The sequence below is a fragment of the Bdellovibrio sp. HCB337 genome, from assembly GCF_047302465.1.
GTDB lineage: Bacteria > Bdellovibrionota > Bdellovibrionia > Bdellovibrionales > Bdellovibrionaceae > JACMRP01.
In genome coordinates this window covers 1,811,567-1,829,392 of the sequence record NZ_CP178621.1, presented here as the reverse complement: position 1 = coordinate 1,829,392, position 17,826 = coordinate 1,811,567, and the positions used below count along the sequence as shown (strand labels likewise).

The window sequence follows — 17,826 nt, the reverse complement described above, 5'->3', positions numbered from 1 at the left end:
GATAAAAATAAAATAGACCTTGGATCAGCGACGACTCTCAGGTCCGCCATGCTCTATGACCACAACTACTTCAGCGAATCTACATATTTTGGGAAGTTCGCAATATACTGCCTGCGACCACACGACAAGAAAACCTCTTCTAAAAACAGGGCCTAGTGGAACAATCTAGAGTCTAGCGAATCCAAAATCCCTTTTCCTATTCGGAAATGCTCGGCAAAGTGAATTTATGAAAAAGCTCATTCTTGTGATGCTATTGACCCCTGCCATGGCCTGGACCTCTGCAACCTCTTCTTGCGACAATGCCAAAGAAGACCTTCGACATTTGAACCTTGCTATCTTCGGCGATAAGTCTTCCAACATCGATATGAGCCCTAAAATTCATGAAGCAAAAGCTCTGGTGAATCGCTGTCAGATGAATCTGCGCACGCTGGGACTTACTGATGCCATCTACGACCAAGCTTTAGAAAAAAATCGTCGTGAAGAAATCGTTCGCCAGGAATTTATTCTGGATCTTTACTCTACGAGTGGCAAAGTTGACGAAAGACTTGCAGCTTACAAAAAATACCTGACCGAAGGAAATGACTCGCGCCCTGCCGTTCGCACAGAGAAGTTTCTCAAGAAGGTCAAAAAGCAAGCCGCGCAGTCTTATGCCGAAGAATCCAAAACCTGCACGAACATCGACTTACGCGATAAAAGCGGCCCTGTTTTTAACCAAGGCACTGATGGCTGGTGCTATGCCTTTACTGTTGCTAACATGGTCTCTTACCGCATTGACCAACAGGTCTCGGCAGCAGGTGTTGCATTTGCCTACGCTGACAATGAATTTTATGACCTCTTCCGAATGGTCGGAGTCACCCAGGATTTAATCACAAATATCGGTTTTACGACGTTCTCTTTTCGTGCCGCTAAAGCCAAAGGATTTTGCCTTGAGAAAGACTTACCCAGTGAAGGCTTTAAAGGTATTTACACCAACGTTCCATTGGCAGCGCTCGACCGCCTTGGGAAAAAAGCTCTTCGTAGTGAAATCGCCCGAGAGGAGTTTATTACCAAAGCTCGTGCCCTCTTTCCAAATTTAAGCAAAGAACAATTCATTGAAACTTTGAAGAAATCCAATCGAGCGACTTACCTGACTTCGCTCGTGAACAAAAACTGCAGCAATCGTATTCGCACAGATGATTTAGAAATGACGTTTTTTACAAAAACGAATACCAAGAAGTTCGGCCATAAAATTGATGAACTCTTAAGTAAGAAAACTCCGGTAGAGATCGGCTACAACGCGGATTTCTTCGTAGACGCTTATAGCCCGACTGGCACAGCCTATCACTCAAGCCTGCTTGTAGGTCGTCGCATGAATACAAAAACCGGTCAGTGTGAGTATTTATTAAAGAACTCTTACGGAAAAGAATGGCGACCAGAATCACCAGAATTTGAAGCGGATGGCGGACATGCCTGGATTCCAAAATCCCGCATGATCGAAGCCACCCGCAATGCTAGTTACATCAAATAGACTTATCTAGTTTTTAAGATTTACATTCACCTGAATCGAAGAACCGTTCGACACGATTTCTTCAGAATCACAATTAGCACTATAAGCGTGGTCCCATGCGCAATTCAAAGTATTGCTTTTTTGCTCTCCACCCTTAAGACGCGCAATGCCTGACAATCCGCCTTTAAATTCAATGACGTTATCTTCAGCTTGCTCTGCACCTTGGCTTAACATGCTTTTGATGATTTCAGGACTCAAAACGATGACTCCCGCAGAAGTGATCTTATAATTACAAACGCCAAACTCTGCAGGGATTTCCGCTTGGAAGTTATTTCCTGCCATAAAATGAAGACGTTGTTTTATTTTTGGACGGCTTCTAAATTCCAACTCTGGAAGACTATAAGTTTTGCAAGTCGGAAGTGAACTGGTCGCTTCATACTCTGCATAGAATGCAACAACAGCGTCTTTAGAAGTCGAATTTTGAAGCTTTCCAGACACATTGATTGTTTGTGCTGCCTGAGCTCCTGCACACACGCTAATGGCAAATAAGAATGATACGATATTTTTCATAACTAGGTCCTTTCTAGTTTTTAGTTTTTGCACCGACAGACCTAGTCCAAGAAATGCACCACTACAGACTTGCCTATATTGGATCTGAATAAAAAACGATGTCAAACAAGTCGACACTTCGTCACTCTCGGCTGAGAACACCTTCAATTTTCAAACAGGACTTTTTGACACCATCTATGAAGAAGGCGTGAGCCCGCTCAAAAGACTTAACTACCAAAACAGTTTTCTAGACAAACCTTCTCCTCCCTTGTAAACAGCCCTAGAAGTATTTGTTCCGGGGGGACCAATCATGAAATTCATCGCCTTTTTGTCTTTAGCTTTGCTCACTGCCTGCACATCAAAGATGATACAAATGACACCTGAAGAAACCACACAGTTTTATAAAGATCGTCCGAACGCTTACAGCTATATGAAAGATGGCCACAAGAGTATTGTCGATTCACCGGACTACTGCGACGCTTCTGGCCGCTGCTGGAATGTCGAGTGTCACGGAAACACTTCAGAGGTGACCTGCTGGAAGACGCCGACAGAACTCTCTGACGCCATATTTAACGCTGCAAAGGAAGATGCCGCACGTTCACCAGAAGCTTTCTTAGCAAAATGCGAATCTACACAAGAAACTCCTGCCAATAGAAGAGCTGGATGTTTTGAGTATCTGTCTGTTCTGCAAAAGTTTCCAGAATCCACATTGAATACGGATGCTCCAAGAATTTTAAAACTTTTCTGCGATATGAAAGACGTCACTTGCACTAAGAACTATAAAAAGTTCGGAAAGGGCAATCTCAATACAGACGGTATGGGTAAATCTATCAAGAAAGGTCTCTATCAGATCGCTTCAAAAACAAGCTCTGGTGAACCAACCTCTTATGAGTATTCGATTCTAAAATAACAATACTGCTAAGAAAAGCCACGGCGTTTTCGCCTCATTCCTGATTTTGCAGTGGACATGCAAAAATAAGTGTAGTGTCGTAAAGATTCATGAAGGAGTACTTACATGAATCTTTCTTTAAAAATTTGCACCTTAGGCCTCATAGTTTTTACAACCCTACCGGCTTTTGCGAACATCTCCGAACAGGAAAATCACGCAATCAAATCCGCCTGCGACCTGGTCAATACGGATTCCCTCGCCCGTCTACTTTGCTGGCGCCAAGGCATAGAACAAGTAGAAGATAACACTCCCATCGAAGAAGCCGTCGCTGGAATTTGCAATGACCTTGTGAACATTCAAAGTGATGTGCCTTATTTCTTGAAGTGCTTCAAAACCGCTTTGCCGCAAGCGCAAGTTCCACAGGGCTACCCGCACTTTATTTCTTCTCTTTGTGAACGTTTGACCGAACAAAGAAAGTCCTATACCCCAGGAACAAAACTACAGAAACTCATTCTTTGCGATGCAGGACCACACCATGAAGCCGGAGTCGCAATGCGTAACATCTGTGTCTCTCTCTGGAAGGATGCTGATGGCATTGCAAGAATGCAGTATCGTACTGCTGAAATCTCTATGCATAAACCCTCGCACTTTTATTCTCCCGAGGGTCTCATTTACAACCTACAGACTAAAAAAATGGAAGGCCCCGGTGACCAACGCGTCTATAGTGGTAAAGTTGTAAAAATGGACTCAAAAATGATTGAGTTCAACACCCGCTTGGATCAATCTTGGAGTAAGGACGAAATCACGACTTATTCCTTGGACCTTAAGCGCGGGCAACTCAGCGTTGACTCCTGCCAAAAGGGTCTTGCATCATGCAAGAAAATCTATTCCCACAAATATTCTTGCAACGTCCTTAAATAAAAGATCTCAATGCGAGTTCTCAATCTTAATATAGAGGGGCATATGAAGTCGGCTTGGGCGTTAACTTTTGGAATTGCATTTTCAATGGCATCTCTTTGCTTTGCAAATCAATATGATGATCTCCAAACATACGCCAAAGAAGTTCCTCACGCAGAAATAGATCAGGCAGTCGTTGAGTTCATTCAAAACGAAACCAACGAAGACATCGCAGGAATGACATCTCACTATACTTTGGCGCTTTTCGAAAGCACGGCCTCTGGTAGATCTTGGTATATTCTGGATGGTTACTATCAACTTAAATCTGGTAAAATTCTTTTCTTAGATTTTCAATACGATCCAAAAACCAAAACTTCATGGCCGATCGAAAACTATCAATATTATTTACCCGCCAGAGCTCAACGTTTTTTGCTTGAGGCCGATGAAATCTGCAATCCTTACAAGCGTCATTTCATCGGGATCGTAAGGACCCAAGTAGAACCTGCACAATTCTCTCAGCTGCAAAATTTCTTTGAGAAAAACTATCAACGCCAGCCACTCTTTGTGATCGACGAGGATCAGGTCTTTATTATCGACCCCACCAAATCCCTTCGCGGCGCGGATCAGGTGATATTTACTCTTCGTGAGGAGAATTTCGCGTCGAGCCTTGAAGCTGCGACAGGCCTCACAGCGTCGATGCTGACTTCAGGTCGCCAGCCATCAACTCCTGAGGTCAAAAAAACCTACGTAGGTAGCACTCCTAGCTGCGTAAAGTAAGGCGCTAAAATACAATAAAAATAGGGGTGGATTTCTCCACCCCTGCTTTAGAACCTTCCTTGGCTCTTATCATTACTGAACATTGTCCATTGTTACAGAGTTAAACTGCAAACCTTGAAGTTGAGCTGCCCAATCCAAAGACAAGATTGCGTTTGTACTTGGGTGCAAACCGAACTTGTAAGCTCCGTTCGCTGGGAAGTCGATACCCGTGTTAACGCCGCAGTTTGCTTGGTCTGAAGCATTCGTGTAGCAACGGTTATTTACAACCTCTGAGTACTTCGAAGCATCGCCCAAATCCGCACTCACATTCGTGTTTTGGACATGGAAGTAACGAGCTTTCAAACCACTTGCAAGGTCACCCTTGATCGTTGAAGTACGCGCAGAGTAAGTACCGTTTCTAGAATCGTAAACGTCTGCAGAAATACCTTCAACATTTGAAACACCCGTGATCACTCCACCGCTCATAGCAACTGTTGCAAGAATTCTATCATGGCGAGACCAACCGCAAGAGCTGTTTTCAGCACACAAGAAACGGTCAGAGCGAGATTCAAAACGCAACTCACCAGAAAGAATGTCATAACTTGCTGCAAATGAACCTGTTTTGTCAGGGCTAAGTGCAGTCTGGTCTTCAGAAGTTAAGAACTCCACTTTTGTACCAGATATTTTTGCCGCCAATCTGTACTCACCAAACTCTGGAGAAATGATAGAAATCCCAGTGTCATAGTAAGAGTTAAAGAAAGCTGGTTTTGAAGCGCGAATCGTAACCGTCATAGTTGGATTCACACCCATCATATCCAATTGCTCTTGAGTAAAGCATCGTGTATCCATCTTTACGACTGTTTGGCGTGATTGATCGTCATAAATCACACCCGCTTTTTCAACAGCACATGAGATAGATTTGATCTGTCTTAATGCTCCCGGAACAGCTTCTGGAGAACCAGTGTCCTTAGCAAGCTTACAATAGAACAATCTTGATGGATAATCAGGTCCTTGGCTGTCCATATAGCTGCCATCTTCATTCAGTGGCATTGCGTTTTCATTACACAAATGATCTGCAATCAGATTTTGTGCAGAGACTTTGCCTTGAACCTTTTGGCTCTGGCTTTGTTCATAGCTAACAAGACCATTACCAACAACAACGATAACGTCTTTAACAACGCCCATAACTGTTGAAGGTTTCTCTGCAGATACTTCTTCTGATTCTGGGGCTGTCTCTTCAACTTCTACCTTAGGGGTACAAGCTGTAAGAGCCGAGGCACAAAGAAGAGCCGCTACTGCTAACATTTTATTTAAGTCTTTAACGTACATATAAACTCCTTGTTAAGTTAGAACACAATTACGTTTGCGTTCACCTTCACAAGGAGCAAGAGGCCGGCCAACTTTTAAGTGATTGATTTAACTGAGGTCTTATTCTGAGTCGCCAACTCCAGTTGGAAAGTTGGCGACCACTTTTGGAGGAACCGACTACGCGGCCTTCTTAGTGAGTATCTTTCTGAGACCCTCGCGCGATAAACCAAGACGTCGTGCGGCCTCTGATTTATTACCTAATGAGTTTTGGATCACTCTACTGATCATTTCGCCCTCAAAGACCTCGCGGGCTTCTTTCAGGCTCATGGTCTCAAAGCGCTTGAATGGGTCCTCAGAGCTGACCGGAGCCGATGAGACCACAGAGAGGCTCGGACGGTTTTTAAACTGAAAATCCTCTGGCAGAAGCTCGATACGATCAGCAGCTGATAGGCAGGCCGCTTCAAGTTTGTTTTCAAGCTCACGAATATTTCCCGGCCAATTGTAATCTATAATTCGTTCCATCGCTTCATTGCTGATAGCGCGTCTTTTCCAGCCACGTTTTTGATGAAGTTGTTCAAGGATCACGGCCGACAAGTCAGGGATATCCCCTTTTCTTTCACGAAGAGCCGGAAGAACCAAATTCACCACGTTGATGCGGTAATAAAGATCCTCACGGAACTTTTCATTTTGAATTTGTTGTTCAATGTTCTTGTTGGTTGCACATACCAAGCGGAAATCCACCGAGCGTGGCGGCTCATTCGAGCCCAAACGCTGCACTTTACGCTCTTGCAAAACACGCAAAAGCTTGGCTTGCATTTCAATCGGCATCTCGCCGATTTCATCCAAGAATAAAGTTCCTCTGTGTGCAAGCTCGATCTGCCCTTGACGAGGCATCGTTCCGGTTGCAGCACCTTTAACTACGCCAAAGAGCTCAGCTTCAAACAAGGACTCTGGGATAGCTGCACAGTTGATGGCAATAAAAGGACCTTCTTTACGATCCGAGTGATGATGCGCTAGGCGCGCAATGACCTCTTTACCGCAGCCGCTTTCCCCTGTGATCAGGATATTAGAATCCGAACGGCCGAAGTCACCGATGTGATCGTAGATTTTTTGAAGTTCCGCAGATTTTGATTTCAAACTGACAGAAGCAATGCTTTTTCGCCAGATGTTTTTCCTGTGCTCTAAAGCTGATTCAGAATCTTCACTTTTTTGATGAAGCTCGAAGTTATCAAACGCAATAGTTGCAAGCATCGAAAGCGCTTCTAGTGCGTGTTGGTCATTGGCATCAAAGTCGCCATCTTGTTTGTTCAGAACTTCGATGACTCCCATGACTTTGCCATCTTGCCAATGCAGCGGCACTGCCAAAAGCTTTTCAGTTCTATAGCCAGTCTTCGAATCCACCCCTTCGTAAAAGTCAGGGTCCTGAAGAGCATTATTAGTGTAATGACTCTTTTGACTGCGAAATACTTTACCAGCGATCCCTTGATCCGTATTGATCATGATCGTTTGATTGCGGATACCTGTTGCTATATAGCTATTCAGGTACTTCAGGTGCAGCTCACGCTGAAACTGAGGATCAAAAAACAAGGTCCCGCGATCAGCCCCCGTAGCTTGAATACAAAGATCCAAAATTCTTGCTATAAGACCTTCGGCTTCGTGTTTCTCAAAAAGGACCTGAGCGGAACTACCTATAAACTTTAAAATATCGACGGCTTTTGACATGCCTAACGTATCGGTTGGTGCCGCCAACTTTTGGAGGCTGCCAACTCTACTTTCCCATAATATGCCAATCGCGGTGGGCGTTTCATTTTAAGACCTATGTCTTTTCAACACCTTGCAAGTTGGCCCGATATTCGCTCTATAAGTTTGCATACAGGATCTTACAAGGAGGTCTTTATGAATAACCAAGAACTCTCAACTAAGTTCGTACAAATGGATCAAGAACTTCGCTTCCTTTGGCAGGAAGCCAATGAGGAAAAAGAAATGTCTCTTAAAGAAAGAAAGCTCAAACAATATTGGGAGCTTTATAAGGCCTATAAAAAACAAAAAGAATTTCTTCTCGCTCTTGCCTCTTAAGAGGCAAGAGTTATGACCGTGGGCAGACCCGTGCTTTTACGTCGTCGTCAATTTTCATGTTCGGGTCTGGCTTAAAAGCCCTTACCTTTTGACGAAAGCGATCATGTCGAACCTTCTTATTAACCCCGTCCGTATTGCGATCCCAGTACTTGACTGCTTGATCAGAGCTATAATCACAGAACTGTCTTAACACCATCGCAGAAATCAATCCCGAAGCATGCCAACCATTCCAGCAATGCAAATAAATCGGTCTTTTATCTGTCTCGTCTTGAAGGCGTTGATGGATAATGCTGAGAATCGCCCGCACGTCTTTATCATAAAGATGCGGCGATTTTTGTACATAATCTAGCTTTTGCGTTTGATCGAAAATATTTTTACAGGCGACCGTTTTCGGAGCTTTTTCATAGTTTTTAGAATAGAGGTAGACTGCGGTTTCAAAACCTTCTTCACAGAGGTTTTCAAGTCCGACCCTTGGAAGGGGATTGTTATTGTCACGCTTTCCGTACTTGTTATAATCATTGTTCGCTCCTCCGCGATAAACAACTCCGTTTAAAACCGCACGAAAATTGCGGACTCCGTAAAGATTCTCGTAACCATTCCCGTGATTGTCGACGAGCTTATCGTTAACATTTTTCAAAGGATAGCGCTGCTGATAATAAATCGCAGAAGGACTTGCTGTTTCCGCCTTAACAAAGAAACCTGCAAGAACTCCCGCAAAAATAGAAAGTACCAAACTTGCTTTTTTCATGACCGCACGATCACCAAGAGTTTGTAGACGGTCAAGAGCTCCCAATTAAAACTGCGAAATAGCAATACATTAGAGCGACTTCAAATATTTTGACCACACTCGAGAATTACTTCAAGAAACTTAAAACACATTTGAGTTTCAACAGAGAGTCCAAATTCCTCTTCCCGTCAAAAAAGCAAATAGGCAGGATTATTGAAAATATTTTTCGACGAGAGGTCCTAAATGGAGCTAGAATCCCACTCACAAACCGAGAAAGTTTCCGAAACTGTCATACTGCCCTCTTGGAATCCAGGTGCCAGCAAAAGAGCCCTTATCGATTTCGTCGCCAGAGTTTCTTTGCACGACAGTCCTGAGTTCGTCCCCATCCCTGAACGTATTGCCGTATTTGATAACGATGGCACACTTTGGGCGGAAAAGCCTCTCTACATGCAACTTGCATTTGTTATTGATCAAATTATTGCTATGGCTCCTCAACATCCAGAATGGCACGATAAAGAACCTTTTAAATCTGTTATCAAAGGAGACATCAAAGCAGCACTTGCAGATGGTAAATCCTCGGCGGCTGCACTTCTAGCTGTAACTCACGCGGGAATGAGCACTGAAGACTTCGATAAAAGTGCCAGATTGTGGTTTCAAAGGGCGCAACATCCGCAACTAAAGCGGCCTTATACAGAACTCATCTATCAGCCCATGTTAGAGCTTATCAATTTTTTAAGGATCAATGGGTTTAAGATCTTTATTGCCTCGGCCGGCGGCGCGGATTTCATGCGCTCAGTGACCGAAAAGCTCTATGGCATTCCGCCTGAGCAAGTCATCGGCACCACGGGCAAAACCAGATACGAATTTCACGATGGGAAGCCCGAACTGATCAAGTTAGCTGAAGTAGATAATTTTGACGAGGGCCCTGGCAAGCCCGCAAGTATTCATAAATTCATTGGCCGCCGCCCGCTACTCGCCTTTGGCAATTCAGATGGTGACTATGAAATGCTTGAGTGGGTTACTTCACAGGATCGTCCACACCTGGGCCTTCTGCTTCACCATACAGATGCCGAACGCGAATGGTCTTATGATCGAGGTTCTCACGTGGGAAAATTAAATCGGGCCCTCGATGCTGCATCTCGGGCCCGTTGGATTTTAGTAGATATGAAAAAGGACTGGAAAAGAGTCTATCCTTTTCACTAAGGACTATTCCATCTTTTTAAGAATCTCTGCAACTTCAGCATCTGAAATCTTAGCGGCGTTTTTGCAAGTGCCTTTGCTACCAGGGAAGATTTGAGTACATTGTTCACCCGAGTCTCCAGAAACTGGCTTTGAAAGACTGCAATCACGTTTTGCTGCAAATGCATTGATGACTTTCAAGCAAGCATTTTCACTCATACAAACGCGAGTCGCAGATGCATTTGAGTGACTTGCCTTCAACATCGCATTGAGGATGACCTTTGTATTTGGTCGACCCATATCGCATTCAACCAAGTTTTCTTCAGATTCATCAGAAGACTCTTCAGGCTGCTGAGGCATCTCTTTACCTTTAGATTCCTTAGCGACATCACAGTCTTTCTTTTTAGGAACGCTCTGATCATCACCTTCTTTAGGCATTACAGCCGCTAAACCGTCGTCTGAAGGATCACGCTGTTCTACTTCTTCTGGCATGCTGCCGTTTTCACTCTCTAAAGAGTCGTCACCACCAGCACTGAACGAAACACCAGCAACTCCTGAAGCATCAGAGAATTTTGCTGGAGCACAGTTTTGAAAACCTAAGATAGTAATGATTGAGAAAGCGGATAAGATCGAGATTTTAATGTAGCGTGAACCCATCATACTTGCCCCCCGGCTTATAACAGAATACTCAGCAAGGACCGGGCCAGCTTAAAACAAACATAGAGGTGTTTCGCAAGGTCTGACTGGCGAAGATTCAAAAAACGATTAGTAGCTAAACACTGATTCTCATTAGAGTATTTCTCGTCTCGAGAAAGGACGCAGTCCTCAGTTACGATATGATTCAATTTCTGTCTTAATTAAAGACACGAAATCTTAGAGCGCTCATAAAAAAATCTAATTTGTGCGTGAAGCACCACTTCCGATATTATCTGAAGCATGTTGTTGGCAAAGTCTTTTCACCTTATCTCCAAGCAAATGATCACCACCCCGTAGGGGTCACTATCTTTTTGTCCCAGCCTTGGGACCGAACGTCTTTTTTTTAAACACTTTTATAAATCACAAACCCGCAAGCAAAGCTTTGCGTGGTTTTGCTATGGAGAATTTTATGTCTAATCAATTAGATCATCGGCAGCTTGCCGATGAAATGGAGATCTATTTCCTAAATGAAGAAATCGGCGCGGGCCTTCCAGTGTGGCTGCCAAATGGTGTGGCCATTCGCGACGCCCTTGAGGCCTATATTAAAAAACTAGAACAACGAGACGGTTATCAAAGAGTAGCGAGTCCGCATGTGGCGAAAGCCAGTCTTTATGAGGCCTCGGGACATCTGCGAGCCTTTCAAGAAAACATGTTCCCGCCCATGAGGTGGCCCGAAGACAATAGCCACTACTACTTAAAACCCATGAATTGCCCCCATCACCACAAGGTCTTTTCATCAAGCCTGCGCAGCTACCGCCAACTTCCTTTGCGAATTGCCGAATATGGACAGGTCTACCGTTATGAGAATAGCGGAGCACTCAAGGGACTCAGTCGAGTGCGAGGTCTTTGTCAAAATGATGCTCATATCTATGTCGACCCTAAAGAGGCTTTCTCTGAAATTAGTAAAGTTCTTGATCTGCATGAGGAATGTTATGCAGCCTTGAACTTGAAAGGCTATCGATACCGACTTTCCAAGCATGACCCACAAAGGATGAAAGACTTCGATGGCGCATCGGAGCTTTGGCAAGAAAGCGAAGAGATTCTGCGCCAATGTCTTTTGCAAAAAGGCCTTCCATTCTTTGAGGCCGAGGGCGAAGCCGCCTTTTATGGCCCTAAGATCGATGTGCAAATGAAAATGGGATCTGGCGACGAAGAGTCCATTGCGAGTGTTCAGTTAGATTTTAATTCGGCGGATAAGTTTGATCTGAACTATGTTTCAAACTCGGGCCAAAATCAAAGGCCTTGGATTATTCACCGGGCACCGCTGGGCAGCCACGAAAGATTCGTGGCTTTGCTTCTTGAATACTATCAAGGGCAACTCCCAGGATGGCTTAGTCCTGTTCAAGTATATCTGATTCCTCTGAATGAAGAGCAACATAGCCATGCACAAGCATTAGCGCAAAAACTCCGCGCGCAAGATATTCGTGTCCTGGTGGATCACAATTCGGGAAGCCTTTCAAAAAGAATTCTATTTGCCCATAAGCTACGACCTTTTTCGAAAATCGTGCTTGGAGCAAAAGAATTAGAAGCCCAAGAAGTGCGCCTGCAAATGAGAGACGGAAAAGAACACAAGGTCGCTCTACAGGATTTAGAGAAATTCTTGAAAGGAGTCAGTGCTATGCCGTAGCAGGTTGATAACGAAGGAAGACCTTTCCATTGCGGAAGGTCTTTGCTTCGATTAATTTCAACACCAAGCTCTCGTCAAGACCGGTAAACATTGTGCGCCCTTTACCCAAAACCACGGGATTTAAAACGATTTGAATTTCATCTATTAATCCAGCTTGCACTAAAGGTGCCACAATACTGCCACTGCCTAAAATCGCAATATCAGGACCGGACTCTTGCTTGAGTTTTCGAACCTCTGTCACCAAATCGCCTTTAAGGATTTTGCTGTTTTCCCAAGTAGCCTTTTCAAGCGTGTGCGAGACCACATACTTCGTCATGCTATTCATGCCTTTAGCAACAACCGGGTTTTGCTCTTGAGCCATCGGTGTCGGCCAGTAACTTGCCATCATCTCAAAAGTCACACGGCCAAACAAAAGAGCTCCGCCATTCCCACGACTCGCATTATTTGCAATAAACGCATTAAACTCAGCATCGTCACTGCCTTGATAGGCCCAAGTCAAATCCCCTTCAGGTCCCGAGAAATAGCCATCAACGCTTTCGTTATTGAAAACTGCTATTTTTCTCATGAATTTACTTCTTGGCCTTTAACTGAGAAATCTGCTCGGCGATCTTTTCAGAGTCCACCACGGGATCGACATCTTTGTTGATGGTTCTGATTTTTAACTCTGGATCAATCACAAAAGTCCAACGCTTAGACATTTTCATCATTGGCATCTTCGAGCCATACATATTGATGATTTTGTCTTCTGGATCCGCAAGAAGTGTGAAATTTAAATGATGGGTTTTATGAAATTCCGCCTGCTCTTGAACCGTATCGGCACTGACACCAAAAACATCGGCTCCTTGAGCGCGAATTTTTTCGATATTGTCACGAAATGCACAAGCTTGCTTTGTACATCCCGGAGTTCCCGCTTTTGGATAGAAATAAAGGACCGTCCACTGACCTTTTCTAGATTTCAAATCGAAGTCTTTTCCGTCGTGGGTTTTTGCCACAAACAATGGCGCTGGATCATTTGCTTTCAGCTCGGCTGCGTGCACGTTCTCCGTTATAAGAAAGCCCCCTAACAAAGAAACAATGAATGCTCCATATTTCATAAGTTATCCTTTCAATAGGTCTATGAAAAGATCTTGGCGCGGGTCCTTACAAAAGACAACTATTTGATGGCAAGTAGTGCATGAACCCAAGGGTTCATTACTTTTTGCAGTTGCGTTTGGCTCTCAGGAGGCAAAGACGACTTCAACTCGCTCAGAGCACGCAGTGTGGTGAGTTTTTCTGGAAAACTGAGTCTTGAACCATCACTATTGACATAGAACTCTTCTTTGACACTGAAAAGAGTCTTATTCATAGCATAATAAATTTCCTGAGCACTCCATAGATAGGAATCGATTCCGGAAATTTCGTGAGCTTTCACAAGAGCCTGAATACCATACGCCTGAGTCTCAACACGAAGAAGCGAATTGCCCGTCGGTCGTTTGCCCGTCAACGAGTCTGCGGATAAAAGCAAAGACTGAGGCGTCAGCATTTTTGTCGACAAGAAATTTCCCAAAGCTACAATCAAACGACGCAATTCTTTTTTGCCAGAGATCACGGCCTCCAGAGGCAAAGTCCCGTGAATATTCTTAGTCAACAACACCGAAGATTTCGTCTGCTCTACGCCATCCATTGCCTGAATAAATTCAGCCAATGCTAAAATCAAACGCGCAACCTCACGTGTTTGGATGATCTGAGTAGGTTTTCCATTCTCAAGATCGACGACTCCGGCCATCACCGCGGTCTCGGCCGTGCCTTGAGTGTATTCATAGGCACTCAGAGCATTTCCCTCTATTGTCAGCATAAATACCGGACTAGATTTTTTCTGAATATCCTGAAGCAAGACCGAAACAGCTCCTACATTCAGAGCAAAAATCATGTCTTTCGGGAATAATGGCTGCTGCAACGATGGCGATTCCGCGTCTTGGGTCAAATCCTGAGCCTTTATGCCTCCTAAGACCGTTTCAAAACTGCTACGACGCCAATCCGCTGTCCAGCGAAGCAAGCGACTAAGGCCACGAACTTGCGCAGACAATGCTGAGGCCGAAAAGCTTCGTTGATATTCACTCTCAGGCGCTGCGTGAAACGCATCCGCCAATGGCATTTTATTCGGAAGACGGAATGAAAAATTGGCGTCTTTCGCCGCTTCAAAATCCATAATGTCCAAAAGCTTTATCTGATGTGCCACGGGGGCTAGCAACGCAGGAACCAGCTTGTTACGCGTATCACGATAGCCTGCAAAGGCCACAAGCTTATTTACTTGCGAAAAAGCAGTCCTTAAATCAGCCTCTGACCGAGATTCGGGATTCTCTAATAAATGCGAGCTTGCAGCTAAAGCACTGCCAGCGACTTCACCATCTAACTCTTCATTTTTGGTGTCAGCCTTTAAAGACAACGCTTGTTTGCGAGATGCATTTACCTGTACACGGTTGATTTCAAATCCGGGGACCCTTCCTTCAGATTGCGGCAGAATTTTTTTAGCCCAAACTTCCCCAACTCGAGTCACATATGCTTGTAGATCATCACGAACTGCAACCATACGCATCGCTTTCGCAAGCCATGCAGTCTCGATATTATCAGCAAATGTCTTTGGAATGTTTGCAACGAAATCTTTGGCCATCGCCTCAATCTCAGAGTGAACATATGCTAGTGTTTCATCCGTAATTTGCTTTTTAAGATTTGCCACGCCGTATTTTTCGATCTTCGGCATGACGAAAAGTTTTTTCACCACTCCGTCAACAGGACCACCAAGGCAGCCGCGTTTTTTTAGACACTCGAGTTCTCTGGCGCTTTGATTCTCAAGAAATGCATAAAGCTCATAGTTCGCGGGTTTGAGTTTTTCTTCCCGCTCTTGGGGAGTCAACATTTCCCAAACTGCGATCAATACAGAAAGCCCATCTTGGCCATCTTTCATCGTTTCAATTTGGCGAGCCAATTTTCTGCCTAGGTAAAGACTTTTGGTCGTGGCAGGCTCTAATGTGATCTGAAACTTAAGAATTGCACGATCTATGACCGATATTGCCTCAGACAACGTCTGAACTTTCGCATAATCCTGTATCAAAACATGAGCATCGGCAAAAAGCGGCTTAGTAGTTTTCACAAGCTCACTTGCAAAGCCCTCAGCGATGATCGTTGGTAAACCCATCTTCGGGATATCTAACAACACCAACTGAGTAAACTTATCAGCTTGCTCAAGCAAACCCGGCAAACCTATTTGGATGCCCGGCGCCATCTTTTCGCCTAGTGCAAGAACATGAGAAAGCATTATTGGTCGAGCGTCTTCCATTTCAAGAAGCACGTCGTTCAGAGTAATCTGCACTTCTTTTTCAGTTTGAGAAGCCGCTAGACGAATAAACGGACCTGTCGCCAATTCTCCCCAGCGAGTAAACTCGGGTTGAGAATAGAAATGTCGGATCCAGGAAAGACCTTTAGATTTAAGCGCTGGCAGATTTTGATTTTCCCCGAGGGCCATCATATTTTCAGCTTGATCAAAGTAAGCGGCACTTGAAACCGATTCTTGCCATGAAAGCTCTGGAGGCGCTTCGCCGAATTCGCGTAAACGCAGATTCAGGTTCACGTCCTCGCCTTTGGGACTAAAGTTCGTTTTTGCAGGAGCAAATGCACGCTCTGTTAGTTTCGGCGCACACGAAGTTACTACGAGGAGTATGGAAATAAGAATGTATAAATTCGCTTTCATATTATCTCCTCCTAGAAAAACAACATCAAATTCAGTTCTTGAGAAAGCTGGCGCTCTACATTCACGCCTGCTACGACATCAGAGATCTCTAGTGACACCATCATTGGAATCAAAGAGGCTTTATTAAGGTAAGACTTAACCGAGCTATAGGTTACTTCCGCTTTCATACGATTGGCTTTAGCCTGAGTGTTTTTAGAAAGCAGGTCATAGCGCGACCCACGATCACCACTATAGCGATCCCCGTCTTTATGCAATCGCTCGTAACCAACGCCCGCAATCCAGCGATCGTTGATTTCATAAAAAGCGTTGCTTCCTAAAATATTCGCGCTGCCGATTTGGCGACGAACCGACTGTTTGCTAGCGATATCCGGCAGACTATCATCTTCATCCAGAGGCACACGCGCCACCACGGAGTCTTCGCGATAAAGCATGTAGCTGGCATAAGGCACCACAGACCATCGAGAACTCAGGGACTGCGAGTACGCCACGGTGCTCGTTAAACTAGTTCTGCCAAAAATATTTAACGCTGCAAGATCGTCAGGGTCATAACCTGGCCCCGTCGGCAGACTTATCATGGCTTGATAAATCAAAGACTGATTTGGAGTTTCAAAGAATTTGTAAATGCTTGCAACCTGCACGTCGCCCAAAAAACTTTCATCACGATCGGCGATGGCTTTGTAGCCTTTCGTTTGCAAAGTCTCGTTGGTGGCCTTTTCGAGATCTAAATTCAAAGCCTCATCAAGCTCAGGACTTAAACCTGAAAACTGCTCTCGGTAGTACTCAAGATTTGAATAATCCTGTGAAATAGAGATCTTATTTTTATAAGAAACAACCGGAAGCCCCAAAGCTAAAGTCCACTTCGAAGTCATGCCACGCGCATACACCGGCGCAAAGTAACGAACCTGCGGCAGCGTGTGAATACGCAAAACTCCGAAATTAAAATCATCCCCGAGTTTGTGTTTGCCAAAGCTATTTAAAGCCGCGATGAGTTTTTTCGCGTCGGGGTTCATACGCGTGAGGGTTGCTGAATCGAAAACGATCGATTTGATATCTCCCAAACGCATAAGAGTTCCATCTTGAGTGTATCTTTCGCTGACTTTGTCGATTTGACCAAAACGGAATGACGGACTGTTGATGCCTTCGGGAAGCGTGCTCGTGGTCAAAAGTGCTGATGCACTTTGAGCCCCCAAGAAACAATAGAATGCCAAGATCACCGCACTGATTCTCGTCACGAATTTTCCCCTCTGATTTTCGCGTTTATTAGGCTTACCCGATAGGCCCCAACGAGCCAAGAAAAGAATCCGATTTCACAGAGCAAAAAGGTCATTTTTAGACGCAGAACACAATCGACGCTGCCAACATACAACTAGTTTCGTAAGACGGCTTTTTTATAATGGCGAGCAAGAGGAGGTCTCATGGTCATCAGTGAGTTCGTTTTAAGCTCTCCGGCTTTCAAACCCAATACAGAAATTCCCAGTCAATACACCTGCGAAGGCAAGGACATTTCACCGCCACTCAAGTGGAATGGTGCCCCTAAGGGCACCAAGAGTTTTGCGATTGTCGTCGATGATCCAGATGCTCCAGATCCAGCCGCCCCAAAAATGACCTGGGTTCACTGGGTGATCTACAATATCCCTGCGAATGTCACGTCTCTTGCGGCAAATGCCCACGATCTGCCGCAAGAAATTCACGAAGGCCATAACGACTGGAAGGTTTCTGGTTACAGAGGTCCCTGCCCTCCCGTTGGTCGCCACCACTATCATCATAAAATTTATGCTTTGGATACGCTGCTGCCTGAACGCGGAATTACCACCAAAGTGGATTTAGAAAAAGCGATGCATGGCCATATCCTGAGTCAAGCCGAACTGGTGGCCACCTACGAGAAAAAGCATTGAACCCATTTTGACCC

General features: G+C 44.6%; 17 protein-coding genes. 8 read left to right on the top strand and 9 right to left on the bottom strand.

What is annotated here, in order from left to right:
- Positions 1-226 precede the first annotated feature (226 nt).
- Entirely contained in the window at positions 227-1,507 is a 1,281-nt protein-coding gene (locus ACLWBB_RS08875; protein WP_413291270.1) for a hypothetical protein, read from the top strand.
- 6 nt (positions 1,508-1,513) lie between these two features.
- Here ACLWBB_RS08875 and ACLWBB_RS08870 read toward each other — a convergent pair whose 3' ends face one another.
- Complete coding sequence (locus tag ACLWBB_RS08870; protein WP_413291269.1) at positions 1,514-2,056, bottom strand: hypothetical protein; 543 nt, start codon at positions 2,054-2,056, stop codon at positions 1,514-1,516.
- A 289-nt stretch (positions 2,057-2,345) separates the two neighbouring features.
- Between ACLWBB_RS08870 and ACLWBB_RS08865 the strand changes: the two genes are divergently transcribed.
- From ACLWBB_RS08865 to ACLWBB_RS08855, 3 genes are all read left to right on the top strand, one after another.
- A complete protein-coding gene (locus ACLWBB_RS08865) occupies positions 2,346-2,945 on the top strand; it encodes a hypothetical protein (protein ID WP_413291268.1) in 600 nt (199 codons plus the stop codon).
- A 105-nt stretch (positions 2,946-3,050) separates the two neighbouring features.
- Positions 3,051-3,845, top strand: coding sequence for a hypothetical protein (locus ACLWBB_RS08860; RefSeq protein ID WP_413291267.1), 795 nt, complete (start codon positions 3,051-3,053; stop codon positions 3,843-3,845).
- Between the two features lie 42 nt (positions 3,846-3,887).
- Positions 3,888-4,598 carry a hypothetical protein gene (locus tag ACLWBB_RS08855; protein WP_413291266.1) on the top strand — a complete coding sequence of 237 codons (711 nt, stop codon included), beginning with the start codon at positions 3,888-3,890 and terminating at the stop codon, positions 4,596-4,598.
- A gap of 72 nt (positions 4,599-4,670) precedes the next feature.
- On the opposite strand, the gene ACLWBB_RS08850 is transcribed toward ACLWBB_RS08855, so the two are convergent.
- Both ACLWBB_RS08850 and ACLWBB_RS08845 read right to left on the bottom strand, forming a co-directional pair.
- Positions 4,671-5,906, bottom strand: a complete 1,236-nt coding sequence (locus tag ACLWBB_RS08850) for a hypothetical protein (protein ID WP_413291265.1) — start codon at positions 5,904-5,906, stop codon at positions 4,671-4,673.
- 156 nt (positions 5,907-6,062) lie between these two features.
- Complete coding sequence (locus tag ACLWBB_RS08845; protein ID WP_413291264.1) at positions 6,063-7,607, bottom strand: sigma 54-interacting transcriptional regulator; 1,545 nt, start codon at positions 7,605-7,607, stop codon at positions 6,063-6,065.
- A 174-nt stretch (positions 7,608-7,781) separates the two neighbouring features.
- On the opposite strand from ACLWBB_RS08845, the gene ACLWBB_RS08840 reads away from it, so the two are divergent.
- A complete protein-coding gene (locus ACLWBB_RS08840; protein WP_413291263.1) occupies positions 7,782-7,961 on the top strand; it encodes a hypothetical protein in 180 nt (59 codons plus the stop codon).
- Between the two features lie 10 nt (positions 7,962-7,971).
- Here ACLWBB_RS08840 and ACLWBB_RS08835 read toward each other — a convergent pair whose 3' ends face one another.
- On the bottom strand, positions 7,972-8,709 hold the full coding sequence (locus ACLWBB_RS08835) for a hypothetical protein (protein WP_413291262.1): 738 nt from the start codon (positions 8,707-8,709) through the stop codon (positions 7,972-7,974).
- A gap of 222 nt (positions 8,710-8,931) precedes the next feature.
- Here ACLWBB_RS08835 and ACLWBB_RS08830 point away from each other — a divergent pair, with 222 nt between their 5' ends.
- Positions 8,932-9,891, top strand: coding sequence for an HAD family hydrolase (locus ACLWBB_RS08830; RefSeq protein WP_413291261.1), 960 nt, complete (start codon positions 8,932-8,934; stop codon positions 9,889-9,891).
- Positions 9,892-9,894: 3 nt separating this feature from the next.
- On the opposite strand, the gene ACLWBB_RS08825 is transcribed toward ACLWBB_RS08830, so the two are convergent.
- Entirely contained in the window at positions 9,895-10,527 is a 633-nt protein-coding gene (locus tag ACLWBB_RS08825; protein WP_413291260.1) for a hypothetical protein, read from the bottom strand.
- 358 nt (positions 10,528-10,885) lie between these two features.
- Between ACLWBB_RS08825 and thrS the strand changes: the two genes are divergently transcribed.
- Entirely contained in the window at positions 10,886-12,190 is a 1,305-nt protein-coding gene (gene thrS / locus ACLWBB_RS08820; protein ID WP_413291259.1) for a threonine--tRNA ligase, read from the top strand.
- Here the strand turns inward: thrS and ACLWBB_RS08815 are convergent.
- From ACLWBB_RS08815 to ACLWBB_RS08800, 4 genes are read right to left on the bottom strand one after another with little or no spacing between them, the layout of a single operon-like run.
- Positions 12,180-12,755 (bottom strand): dihydrofolate reductase family protein, encoded by a 576-nt coding sequence (locus tag ACLWBB_RS08815; protein WP_413291258.1) that lies wholly within the window; start codon positions 12,753-12,755, stop codon positions 12,180-12,182. The two genes, thrS and ACLWBB_RS08815, sit on opposite strands and share 11 nt — an antisense overlap.
- A 4-nt stretch (positions 12,756-12,759) precedes the next feature.
- Entirely contained in the window at positions 12,760-13,284 is a 525-nt protein-coding gene (locus tag ACLWBB_RS08810; RefSeq protein WP_413291257.1) for a peroxiredoxin, read from the bottom strand.
- A 59-nt stretch (positions 13,285-13,343) separates the two neighbouring features.
- Positions 13,344-15,917, bottom strand: a complete 2,574-nt coding sequence (locus ACLWBB_RS08805) for a hypothetical protein (RefSeq protein ID WP_413291256.1) — start codon at positions 15,915-15,917, stop codon at positions 13,344-13,346.
- Positions 15,918-15,928: 11 nt separating this feature from the next.
- Positions 15,929-17,149, bottom strand: coding sequence for a transporter (locus ACLWBB_RS08800; protein ID WP_413291255.1), 1,221 nt, complete (start codon positions 17,147-17,149; stop codon positions 15,929-15,931).
- 183 nt (positions 17,150-17,332) lie between these two features.
- Here ACLWBB_RS08800 and ACLWBB_RS08795 point away from each other — a divergent pair, with 183 nt between their 5' ends.
- Positions 17,333-17,812, top strand: a complete 480-nt coding sequence (locus ACLWBB_RS08795; RefSeq protein ID WP_413291254.1) for a YbhB/YbcL family Raf kinase inhibitor-like protein — start codon at positions 17,333-17,335, stop codon at positions 17,810-17,812.
- Positions 17,813-17,826 lie beyond the last annotated feature (14 nt).

Coding starts and splice junctions, on each gene's coding strand:
- ACLWBB_RS08810 (WP_413291257.1), bottom strand. CDS start 13,284: ATGAAATATGGAGCATTCATTGTTTCTTTGTTAGGGGGCTTTCTTATA.
- ACLWBB_RS08845 (WP_413291264.1), bottom strand. CDS start 7,607: ATGTCAAAAGCCGTCGATATTTTAAAGTTTATAGGTAGTTCCGCTCAG.
- ACLWBB_RS08805 (WP_413291256.1), bottom strand. CDS start 15,917: ATGAAAGCGAATTTATACATTCTTATTTCCATACTCCTCGTAGTAACT.
- ACLWBB_RS08850 (WP_413291265.1), bottom strand. CDS start 5,906: ATGTACGTTAAAGACTTAAATAAAATGTTAGCAGTAGCGGCTCTTCTT.
- ACLWBB_RS08795 (WP_413291254.1), top strand. CDS start 17,333: ATGGTCATCAGTGAGTTCGTTTTAAGCTCTCCGGCTTTCAAACCCAAT.
- ACLWBB_RS08875 (WP_413291270.1), top strand. CDS start 227: ATGAAAAAGCTCATTCTTGTGATGCTATTGACCCCTGCCATGGCCTGG.
- ACLWBB_RS08870 (WP_413291269.1), bottom strand. CDS start 2,056: ATGAAAAATATCGTATCATTCTTATTTGCCATTAGCGTGTGTGCAGGA.
- ACLWBB_RS08815 (WP_413291258.1), bottom strand. CDS start 12,755: ATGAGAAAAATAGCAGTTTTCAATAACGAAAGCGTTGATGGCTATTTC.
- ACLWBB_RS08840 (WP_413291263.1), top strand. CDS start 7,782: ATGAATAACCAAGAACTCTCAACTAAGTTCGTACAAATGGATCAAGAA.
- ACLWBB_RS08835 (WP_413291262.1), bottom strand. CDS start 8,709: ATGAAAAAAGCAAGTTTGGTACTTTCTATTTTTGCGGGAGTTCTTGCA.
- ACLWBB_RS08855 (WP_413291266.1), top strand. CDS start 3,888: ATGAAGTCGGCTTGGGCGTTAACTTTTGGAATTGCATTTTCAATGGCA.
- ACLWBB_RS08825 (WP_413291260.1), bottom strand. CDS start 10,527: ATGATGGGTTCACGCTACATTAAAATCTCGATCTTATCCGCTTTCTCA.
- ACLWBB_RS08860 (WP_413291267.1), top strand. CDS start 3,051: ATGAATCTTTCTTTAAAAATTTGCACCTTAGGCCTCATAGTTTTTACA.
- ACLWBB_RS08830 (WP_413291261.1), top strand. CDS start 8,932: ATGGAGCTAGAATCCCACTCACAAACCGAGAAAGTTTCCGAAACTGTC.
- ACLWBB_RS08865 (WP_413291268.1), top strand. CDS start 2,346: ATGAAATTCATCGCCTTTTTGTCTTTAGCTTTGCTCACTGCCTGCACA.